7 protein-coding genes and 1 pseudogene are annotated in these 7,084 nt (G+C 60.1%); 4 read left to right on the forward strand and 4 right to left on the reverse strand.

The features are described 5' to 3' along the window. Positions 1 to 40: 40 nt before the first annotated feature. Together B4F73_RS13825 and B4F73_RS13830 are read right to left on the reverse strand one after the other, a co-directional pair. A complete protein-coding gene (locus B4F73_RS13825) occupies positions 41 to 973 on the reverse strand; it encodes an Hsp33 family molecular chaperone HslO (protein WP_290479914.1) in 933 nt (310 codons plus the stop codon). Between the two features lie 79 nt (positions 974 to 1,052). After that, positions 1,053 to 1,988, reverse strand: a complete 936-nt coding sequence (locus tag B4F73_RS13830) for a radical SAM protein (RefSeq protein ID WP_290483553.1) — start codon at positions 1,986 to 1,988, stop codon at positions 1,053 to 1,055. A gap of 61 nt (positions 1,989 to 2,049) precedes the next feature. On the opposite strand from B4F73_RS13830, the gene B4F73_RS13835 reads away from it, so the two are divergent. Further along, entirely contained in the window at positions 2,050 to 3,399 is a 1,350-nt protein-coding gene (locus tag B4F73_RS13835) for an MFS transporter (protein WP_290481191.1), read from the forward strand. A 3-nt stretch (positions 3,400 to 3,402) separates the two neighbouring features. On the opposite strand, the gene argF is transcribed toward B4F73_RS13835, so the two are convergent. After that, complete coding sequence (gene argF / locus B4F73_RS13840) at positions 3,403 to 4,341, reverse strand: ornithine carbamoyltransferase (RefSeq protein WP_290483554.1); 939 nt, start codon at positions 4,339 to 4,341, stop codon at positions 3,403 to 3,405. A 192-nt stretch (positions 4,342 to 4,533) separates the two neighbouring features. Here argF and B4F73_RS13845 point away from each other — a divergent pair, with 192 nt between their 5' ends. Next, positions 4,534 to 4,725 carry a hypothetical protein gene (locus B4F73_RS13845; RefSeq protein ID WP_290483555.1) on the forward strand — a complete coding sequence of 64 codons (192 nt, stop codon included), beginning with the start codon at positions 4,534 to 4,536 and terminating at the stop codon, positions 4,723 to 4,725. A 179-nt stretch (positions 4,726 to 4,904) separates the two neighbouring features. After that, positions 4,905 to 6,119: a saccharopine dehydrogenase family protein gene (locus B4F73_RS13850; protein ID WP_206991291.1), complete on the forward strand. Its 1,215-nt coding sequence runs from the start codon at positions 4,905 to 4,907 to the stop codon at positions 6,117 to 6,119. Here B4F73_RS13850 and B4F73_RS13855 read toward each other — a convergent pair. Further along, complete coding sequence (locus B4F73_RS13855; RefSeq protein WP_290483556.1) at positions 6,116 to 6,661, reverse strand: GNAT family N-acetyltransferase; 546 nt, start codon at positions 6,659 to 6,661, stop codon at positions 6,116 to 6,118. The genes B4F73_RS13850 and B4F73_RS13855 overlap by 4 nt on opposite strands. Positions 6,662 to 6,779: 118 nt before the next feature. Here B4F73_RS13855 and B4F73_RS13860 point away from each other — a divergent pair. Then, positions 6,780 to 7,084 (forward strand): annotated as a pseudogene (locus B4F73_RS13860) (carboxynorspermidine decarboxylase); the annotation flags it as partial.

Consider the following 7,084-nt stretch of genomic DNA (forward strand, 5'->3'; position numbering starts at 1 on the left):
CGCCTCCCCCCGCCCTACAGGGTGAGAGGCGAAAGTCTCATTAGTTGGTATCGCCGGTTACATCCTCGATCGCGACATCGTAATGGCGATTGCAGAACTGGCAGTCGATACCCAGCGTACCATCTTCTTCGGTCATCTCGCGCAGGGACTCGTCCGGCATCTGTTTCAGAGTCTCAACGAGGCGCTCCTGATTACAGGTGCACCGGTCATCCAGCGCTTGTGGCGTTTCCATCGTCACACCCTGTTCGTGGAACAGGCGATAGAGCAGCTCTTCCATTGGAAGGTCCGGATCGGCCAGTTCGGCATCGGTCAGCGTGGCAAACAGGGCCTCGGCTTCACGCCAAGGCTCTTCGGTCTCTCCGCGCGCATCATCTGCCGCAATCCTCTGCACCATCATGCCGCCAGACACCCAAACCGGATGCCCGTCTTTCCGGTCCAGTTCGGCGACCGACAGTTTGAGGCGCGTCGGCACCTGTTCCGACATCTCGAAATAGTCCTCAGCGCATTCACTCAGAGTCCCTTTCGCAAGAGGCACGATTCCCTGATAGGGCTGGATCGCCGGATTGTCCTGGATGATGATCAGGGCCAGACGCCCGCTCGGGCCGAACAGTTGAGGCATGTGCGGAGCGTCGCCCTTGTTCACCTTGTCCAGTTGCGCCCAGGCTTCGGCATCAAATTTGGCATAGCCGCGCACACCGCCATCAGAGCGGTACTCACCGACCAGCATCGACACGGGACCATCACCTTCGGCCTGAACCAGCAGACGCCCCTCGAATTTCAGCGACGCGCCTACCAGCGTCGCAAGCGTCACGGCTTCGCCAAGGATGCGCGCCAAATTCTTCGGATAGTCATGCCGTTGCAGGATGCCCGACAGGCTACCCTCGCCCATACGAACGGCACGCCCGCGAATGGGACGGTCCACGATCTGGAAATTCGTGACAAAGTCGGTGACGGCGTAAGCAGCGTCGGTCATGGGAGAATACCTCGATTAGGTGCCCCCATGTGGCAGCGGCATGCGCCTATCGCAAGAGGGCCACCTGTCAGACGGGGGATCAGGCCGAGCAGCTACCTCCGCCGAGCACGCAGAAGCTGGCGCACCAGGGATGGTTCAGCTTGACCGGATTGGCTGTCGCCTCGGCAAGTGTGGCGCCCAGTTCGAAGGTCGGATCGTCCACCAATAGCGTGCAGGCTGTCACGGTCGCCCTGCCGGCACCCTTGCGGCGGATCACCATGCGCTGGTTGGCGCACATGATGTCGTCAGGGGACTTGTTCAGAATGCCCCAGCAATCCGTAGTGATTTCAGGTGGGTCGTCCCGGGCGATCATTTCAGGGAACAGGACGAGTTGCTTTGTATTGGTGGGATCTATCGATAGACCCAGTGTGCCAGCAAGCGCACCATAAGCTGTGCGGGCCTCGGCATCATCCTCATTGAGGGCCTGACGTCCGGCAATGGCGACCTGTACGGCGCGTTCTCCCATCCATTTCAGGCCCTTGCAGGCCTCTTTAAAGGCCCCTTCTCCGCGTTCAGCGTCATGAATGGCCGGATCATGGGAATCCAGCGAGACACGCAGCACCATCCGTTCGCCATAGTGCGCCGCCAGCCGGTCCAGACCCTGCTGGATGCGCGGCCGCATCATCGGGCGCATGGCATTGGTCAGCAGGAGCAGGCTGTGCCCATCCGACAAAACATCTTCCATGATGTGGAGAATATCCGGGCACATGAAGGGCTCGCCGCCCGTAATGCCGATCTCGATGGGCTGGTCGATCTCGTCGAGGAACTGCCGCACATCAGATCGGCTGAGATAAACCAGTCGGTCATTGCGGGGTGAACTTTGAATGTAGCAATTGGTGCACTCAATGTTGCACAGCGTTCCGGTGTTCAACCAGAGCGTCTTCAAGCCCGTCCATCCGACGCTGGCGCGGGTCTCGCCCTTCGCGGTCACGTCCGGGTCAGAAAATTTCGTCGGGGTATAATCACTATCGGCCATTCATCTACGTTTAGCGCGATCCGGCGGCGCTTCCAGCGCTTTTGCAGCAGCACACCCTAACGTGAAGATTGCCGTACTCGTCGTGAGCGCTAGTTTGGCCGTCATGTCTGAAACCACCCAGCAGCAAGTGTTCGAAATGCTCACCTCAGGCGATGATGGCCGGGTGTGCAGAGACATTCCCGACAGCGCCTGTCGCGAAGAGGCCGGCAATTTCTTCACCCATGTTGCCAGCCTGTCGACCAGCAAGATCTCGGATGGGCTGATCGACCCCAAGCTTGTATTGAGCTGGTTGATGACCACGCTGGGCGCACCGGGCTGGATGATCGGCCTGCTTGTCCCCATACGCGAGGCGGGAGCGCTGTTGCCGCAATTGTTCACGGCCGCCGCGCTGCGCCGCCTGCCCCAGCGCAAGTGGGCCTGGTCAGTCGGCTCGGCAGTCCAGGGATTGTCAGCGGCCAGTATGGGGCTCGCAGCGTTTTTCCTGGAGGGTAAGACGTCGGGTTACGCCATCCTTGGCGCGCTGGCGGTTCTCGCGCTCGCGCGGTCGGTCTGCTCGGTCACCTACAAGGACGTTCTGGGCAAGACGGTCTCCAAATCCCGACGCGGAACAGCAACCGGCGCGGCCAGCACGGTCGGCGCTGCAGCGGTCCTGATCTATGGCGCGCTCCTGGCCGTCGGTTGGGTCGACCGGATGAGCCTCGTGATTGGCGGGCTGTTGCTCGCGGGTGGGCTCTGGATGACGGGCGCAGCGCTTTTCATGACATTGGAAGAAGAACCGGGATCGACCGAAGGCGGAGGCAACCCCATCGAATCCTTCCGGGACAACTTCAAGCTGCTCGCTGAAGACCGGCAGTTGCGCCGTTTCATCCTGGCCCGTGGCCTGTTGATCTCAACTGCACTTGCTCCGCCCTTCATGGTCGCGATGGGCGCAAGGAACAAAGAAGCTGACCAAATGCTTGGGGGACTCGGCTTGCTCGTTATTGCATCTGCGGGCGCAGGCCTGCTCAGCTCCTATGTCTGGGGCCGGCTTGCCGACCGGTCGAGCCGGAAAGTGCTGATCCTGACAGCGGCCGCAGCAACGCTTGCCCTGTTGACGACACTCGGCCTGAATGCGGCGGGGCGACTGCAGGATGTCTGGGCACTCCCGCTTGTTCTGTTCGTTTTGATGATAGCCTATCAGGGCGTGCGCCTTGGTCGTTCCACGCATCTGGTGGATATGGCGAGCCAGGACAACCGTGCGGCCTATACCGCCCTTTCCAACACGATCATCGGCACGCTGCTCATTCTTGGTGGCGGGTTCAGCATCGTTGCGCACATGGCAGGAGAAGCAGCGGTCGTCGGCTTGCTCGCCGTTATGAGCGCGCTCGCCATTCCGGTCGCCATGGGTCTTGAGGAAGTGCAGGAGCGCTGACGCCTATTTATCGAGGCACCAGCGCAGGATGGCCTTCTGGGCGTGCATGCGGTTCTCGGCCTCGTCAAAGACAAGGCTCTGTGGCCCGTCAATGACTTCGGCGTCGACCTCTTCGCCCCGATGCGCCGGCAGACAATGCAGGAATTTCGCACCGCCAGCGGCCATCTCCATCAATTCTTCCGTCACCGCATAGGGCTCAAGAATTTCAAGGCGGCGTTCAGCGTCTGCATCGCCCATGGAGACAAATGTGTCGGCAATCACGACGTCGGCGCCGGCCACGGCTTCTTCCGCAGTTTCATAGAGGTCGATCCGGCCCTGCAGGTCGCGGGCGATTTCAATATCCTCATCATCCGGCGCGAAGCGCGCAGGCGTGCCAATGGCGAGAGAATAGCCAAACTTCGGCGCGGCATGGATCAGGCTGGCGCAAACGTTGTTGCCATCGCCAACCCAGGCCAGCCGCGCACCTTCAAGTGTGAGGCCATGCTCTTCCAGTGTCTGGAGGTCCGCCATGATCTGGCAGGGATGCGAACGATCTGTCAGGCCGTTGATGACCGGCACGGTGGCATGCTCGGCAAAGGTCTCGACATCGGAATGATCATTGGCGCGGATCATCACCGCATCGACGAAGCGCGACAGGACGCGCGCAGTGTCTTCCACCGTTTCACCCCGTCCCAGCTGCATGTCATTTGATGTCGCGGTGATCGACGAGCCGCCCAGCTGGCGCATCGCCATGTCGAAGGAAAAGCGCGTCCGGGTTGAGGATTTCTCGAAGACCATTGCCAGCGTATGGCCTTCCAGCGGGGCCCCCGTGTCCACCCGTCCCTTTGGCCAACCCGCACGTGCTTTCTTCATCACATGAGCCATATCCAGGATCTCGCGCAGTTCGGCGGACTCCAGATGCCAGAGGTCGATGAAATGGCGCGGGGCGGTTGAGCTTGTCATCCGGAGATACTCCTGAGGCGGGCGGGAAAGCGGGGCAGATAGCCTGTTTCAGACAATTATTCCAGTCAGGCCGGGCGATTGCACCAGCTTTTGGACAAGATGAATAAATTCTAATTGAGAATGACTTGCAAACATCCGACAGGCATGAAATACATAAGTTGAGAACGAGTCGCAAATCAACAGGAGCGCCCCATGTGTCTGCCAATTGATGATACCGCTATGCTTTGCTGGCTGAAGAGCCAGATGACGGTTCTGGAAGCCTGGCGAAACGAGCTGACTTGCCGCCCGGACACTACCGAAACGATGATCAATCGTGTGGAGCAGCACTACACATGGTTGAGCGAAGAAATATCCCGCCTGGATACGCCCCGGCGCGCTGCCTGATACCCCTTTGCCGCAACGCAGGGCGAGGTTTTGCCCACCTCGTTTCCTCCCATACGCTCACCTGCGTTGCGGCAATTCCTTTCCGAAACTCCCCCGCAGATCGATACTGGCGAAGATGACGTGATTGCCCTATGTCACGGGCACATCAGTGCCCATCCAGCCAGGGAGCTTCATCACTCATGGACAATGTTCTCATCATCGGTGCCGGTGCCGCCGGATCCGTCGTCGCGCAGAAATGCGCCATGGACCGCGACACGTTTAAGCATATCCACCTTGCCTCGCGCCGACTGGAAAGCTGCGAGAAGGTCGCCAAGCTGTGCCAGACACCGATCGAGATCAGCCAGGTCGACGCCGACAATGTTGCGGAGGTCGTCGCGCTCATCAACAAGGTGAAGCCGGATCTGCTGATCAACATGGCCCTGCCCTATCAGGACCTGCCGATTATGGATGCCTGCCTGGAAACGGGCTGCAATTATATGGACACGGCGAACTACGAGCCGCGCGATGTCGCGAAGTTCGAATATTCCTGGCAGTGGGCCTATCAGGACAAGTTCAAGGACAAGGGCATCACGGCCATTCTCGGCTGCGGTTTCGATCCGGGCGTGACAAACATCTATTGCGCCTATGCGCAGGAATTCCTGTTCGACGAGATCGAATATATCGACATTGTCGACTGCAATGCCGGCGATCATGGCAAGACCTTCGCCACGAACTTCAATCCGGAAATCAATCTCCGTGAAGTGACCCAGGACGGCAAATACTGGAAAGATGGCGAATGGGTGGAAATTCCTGCCCTGTCGATCAAGACGATGATCGACTATCCGGAAGTCGGCCCGAAAGCCTCCTACCTGATCTATCACGAGGAAGAGGAAAGCCTAGTCAAGCACATCAAGGGCCTGAAACAGATCCGTTTCTGGATGACCTTTGGCGAAGCCTATATCAAGCACCTCGAAGTGTTCAAATCGATTGGCCTGATCGGCCTCGAACCGATCAAGCACAAGGGCATGGACATCATCCCGATGGAGTTCCTGAAGGACCTCCTGCCCGTCCCGTCATCCCTGGCCGAAGGCTATACCGGCAAGACCAGCATTGGCGTGATCGTGCGGGGCACAAAGGACGGCCAGCCACAGGCAAAGATGATCTACAACGTGTCCGACCATGCCAAGACCAATGAAGAGGTCTCCGCGCAGGCCGTGTCCTATACGACCGGCGTGCCGCCCGTTTCAGGCGCGGCGATGTTCTTCCGCGGGGAATGGTCCGGCCACGGCGTATTCAATGTCGAGCAATTCCCGTCCAAGCCCTTCCTCGAAGACGTCGCCAAACGCGGCCTGCCCTGGCATGTCATCGACGTGGACGGCGGCGATCAGGAAGACTTGTTCGCGGTGGAGACCTAGGCCAGCTCTTTCCTCATGCGCAGGATCGGCACGATGGTGCCATCCTCGCTGGGCCTGGAGAGGTCTTCGACGAGCCGATAGCCGCACGCCTCATAGAGTGGCACGCCGGGCGCGGTTGAGCCCATCTCCATGGCAGAGAACCCTTCGGCCCGCGCGGCAGCTTCGCTGGCGTCGAGCAACATGCGGCCAATGCCGCGCCGGACGAAATCCGGATGGGTATACATGGCGCGAATCTTGGCCGGCTCGGCCTTGGGGTCCGCCGGGGAATCGTCCCGGCCGGCGGTCGTGTTGCCGCCATAAAGCGTGCGCCGCCGCGACCAGCCCCCGCATCCGGCCAGCGCGTCGCCCTCGAAGACGAGGAAATAGGTGCCGTCGGAAACCAGCAATGTATCAACACCCATGCTCTCGCTGGAGCGCTCGACCTGTTTTGAATCAAGGAAGTGTGGCAGGAGTCGCGCCATGGACTCCGCCATCAGCGCCTTAATCGCCGGAATGTCGTCCAGCGTGGCGACTCGCATATACAGGGAAGATGTTACCGTCATTCGACCCGCATCCTATCTGCGCTGCACACTCCGCAAAAGCCGGAACGTGCGCGCCGCTAATAATGTTCGCTCAAGGCCCGTTGATGAGGCATAAGCGGGCACCCAAGGACCAGACACCATGACCCCACCCGCCCTGCCCGATCATATCCCGACGCCCGTCTTCGTGCTGGACGCGGCGCGCCTGCGCGCAAATCTGGAAACGGCCCAGCGCGTGCGCGAGGCGGCCGGATGCAAGATCTTGCTGGCGACCAAGGCCTTCTCGCTGCCGGCGGCCTTCCCGTTGATGACCGATTATCTCGACGGCACCACAGCCAGCGGCGAGCAGGAAGCCATTATGGGGCATGAAAGCTTCGGCAAGGAAGTTCATGTCTATTCCCCGGCCTATACCGAAGCCGAAGTGCGCCGCCTGACCGAGGTGGCCGA

It is taken from the genome of Hyphomonas sp. UBA3601 (genome assembly GCF_002375605.1).
Classification (GTDB): domain Bacteria; phylum Pseudomonadota; class Alphaproteobacteria; order Caulobacterales; family Hyphomonadaceae; genus Hyphomonas.

Excerpts from the sequence above, each read along its gene's own strand:
- B4F73_RS13825 (WP_290479914.1), bottom strand. The coding sequence starts at position 973 with ATGACCGACGCTGCTTACGCCGTCACCGACTTTGTCACGAATTTCCAG.
- B4F73_RS13830 (WP_290483553.1), bottom strand. The coding sequence starts at position 1,988 with ATGGCCGATAGTGATTATACCCCGACGAAATTTTCTGACCCGGACGTG.
- argF (WP_290483554.1), bottom strand. The coding sequence starts at position 4,341 with ATGACAAGCTCAACCGCCCCGCGCCATTTCATCGACCTCTGGCATCTG.
- B4F73_RS13845 (WP_290483555.1), top strand. The coding sequence starts at position 4,534 with ATGTGTCTGCCAATTGATGATACCGCTATGCTTTGCTGGCTGAAGAGC.
- B4F73_RS13850 (WP_206991291.1), top strand. The coding sequence starts at position 4,905 with ATGGACAATGTTCTCATCATCGGTGCCGGTGCCGCCGGATCCGTCGTC.
- B4F73_RS13855 (WP_290483556.1), bottom strand. The coding sequence starts at position 6,661 with ATGACGGTAACATCTTCCCTGTATATGCGAGTCGCCACGCTGGACGAC.